We start from the raw sequence: 2,232 nt of genomic DNA, 5'->3' as shown, positions 1-2,232 counted from the left end.
TTGCGATTATTGCTTCAAGTGTTGCGCTAATTACATGAAGTGTTGCACTTACGGAAAATGTTGCACTTTTACTCCAAAGTGTTGCGGGTAATGAATGAAGTGTTGCACTAATTCAGAAAGTGTTGCGATTATTGCTTCAAGTGTTGCGCTAATTACATGAAGTGTTGCATATACGGAAAGTGTTGCACTTTTACTACAAAGTGTTGCGGGAAATGAGTTAAGTGTTGCACTAATTCAGAAAGTATTGCGAGAAATGAGTTAAATGTTGCACTAATTCAGAAAGTGTTGCGCATAATACTTCAAGTCTTGCCGAGTCCTTAAGAGGGTGCTCGCAAGCATTATTATCCAAATAATTGAAACATTCCTTCTCTTTCTAACGTATCCCTTATTAGAAAGCGAGGTGAATTTATCAAAATGGGTAAAAGTACAAGTATTATTTTTGTAGTCCTTCTGAGTTTTGTGATCAGTTACATTTTATCATCAGCATTTGCTCATTATGGTTTAAACACAACGAACTTAATCACCGGGTTCATTATAATTGGTTTGACCCTCTCTGCTGTTTCTTTGTTTGGAAAACTATTTCCTGAAAAAACAGTTGTAGAAAATTAATAATTTTTTTAAGAGATTGGGAGTGTTTTAAAAAACTACTCCCAATTTTTTTTCATAATTTGCCTCATGTTAAAACAAAATATGATACTCCTTTAATAACATTTATAAGTCTTGTTTGCTTCTATTAAGATAAAGACTTTTTATACCAGCTTGCTCGGCTCCGTATATATTTTCTTTTTTATCGTCAATAAATACACTTTCCTCTTTACAAACTGATAGCTTCTTTAACGCAAGTTCATAAATAGCTGTATTTGGTTTCTCTAACTGAACGGAGGAAGATAAAATAATAGCTTCAAAATAGGAACGTATTCCTAAACGATCAAAAACCAAGTCCATACTTGGCATTGCATTAGATATAACAGCTAATCTATATTTTTTACTTAAATTCTCTAATACCTGTTTAACCTCTACGAACAATTCACAGTTTACTGCGTAATGTGTAAAAAGAAATAATTCTTTGGCCACTTCTTTATTTCTCAAATACTTAGCAATGGCTCCATAATAACGCTCATAATATTGTTTCTCTTCCTCCCAAGTAGTGATAAATTGCTTTTGAGTTTCATTTGCAATATGTATGGCAGCTACAACTTCAGAGCGTGCATATCCCCTTTCCAACAGTAAATTAATAATTCTTTGCTCCCCTTTTACAAAAGTATCAAATAGGACTCCGCCTGCATCAAGGAATATTACTTTTGCATCTCTACTTAGTTTGCTCATATATTCCCCCTTTACTTCTAATCTCCGCTTCTATCTTTTTAACAGAATTTATTATAATATCTGGTCGATCTAAATGGATGGAGTGATCAGAACCTTTAGCAAAAATCAAATTACTCTTTTTAGTTAAATAAATTTGTTCCTTAATCAGTTGCTCCCACTTATCTTCTAACAAAGTTATCTCTGTTTCCGGTAATCCTTCCCGTATCCCTATCGATACACAATGTTCTTTATCTCTGCCAATTACTATTAAAGGTAGGTCTGGACAGACCTCGATATTTTTAATTTCTTGAGCATCGTGCTTCCAGTTGCTAATTTCCAAATACATCGCCTTATAAAGAGTTGGGTTTAATGGAAATTCCAATAACCTTTTTTGTATTTCTGGAGGAAAGCTAAGTTCTTTTTTAGTCAGAATAATTGGTTCTATCAATGACTTGATTTCATTTGTCTTCATAGTGCTATAAGATAAACACTTTTGAAGCCAAGCATCATCTGTAGTGTCTTCATTCATGACAGGTAAATTTAAGTCATCCAATACTCCAAAATCTACAGAAGTAGAATCCACTAAGACTACCCCTAGAATCTTTTCAGGATACAGCTTCATAAAATGCTGAACACATAATCCCCCGTAAGAATGTCCAACCAAGGTAACAGGTTCAGTTATATGAAGTTTGTTAATAATCTCCAACATTTCATTAACCACCTTTTGTGTACTGCGCTCTTTTCCACACAATTCACTTTCTCCAAGACCTGGTCTATGAAACATAATGACAAGATTTGATTTACTTAGTGCTTCTGTTAACTCATACCACTCATCGAATGAGGATGCCATCCCAGAAACGATTAGTATTGGGCTACCTGTTTTTCCTTTAATGATGACTTCAATTTTCTCATGGCTTAAACTTAAAC

At 33.9% G+C, this 2,232-nt stretch carries 3 protein-coding genes; 1 reads left to right on the top strand and 2 read right to left on the bottom strand.

Annotated elements, in window-relative coordinates; genetic code table 11:
• The first annotated feature begins 414 nt into the window (after positions 1 to 414).
• Entirely contained in the window at positions 415 to 609 is a 195-nt protein-coding gene (locus AC06OU_RS06565; RefSeq protein ID WP_475854791.1) for a hypothetical protein, read from the top strand.
• Positions 610 to 711: 102 nt separating this feature from the next.
• On the opposite strand, the gene AC06OU_RS06560 is transcribed toward AC06OU_RS06565, so the two are convergent.
• Together AC06OU_RS06560 and AC06OU_RS06555 are read right to left on the bottom strand one after the other, a co-directional pair.
• Positions 712 to 1,326 carry an HAD family hydrolase gene (locus AC06OU_RS06560; RefSeq protein WP_475854788.1) on the bottom strand — a complete coding sequence of 205 codons (615 nt, stop codon included), beginning with the start codon at positions 1,324 to 1,326 and terminating at the stop codon, positions 712 to 714.
• Positions 1,310 to 2,232: alpha/beta fold hydrolase (locus AC06OU_RS06555; protein WP_475854786.1), on the bottom strand; the 923-nt coding region annotated here is incomplete at its 5' end. The genes AC06OU_RS06555 and AC06OU_RS06560, both read right to left, overlap by 17 nt.

The organism is Psychrobacillus sp. (assembly GCF_056205495.1).
This window is presented reverse-complemented; position numbering and strand designations above follow the sequence as displayed.

Excerpts from the sequence above, each read along its gene's own strand:
- AC06OU_RS06565 (WP_475854791.1), top strand. The coding sequence starts at position 415 with ATGGGTAAAAGTACAAGTATTATTTTTGTAGTCCTTCTGAGTTTTGTG.
- AC06OU_RS06560 (WP_475854788.1), bottom strand. The coding sequence starts at position 1,326 with ATGAGCAAACTAAGTAGAGATGCAAAAGTAATATTCCTTGATGCAGGC.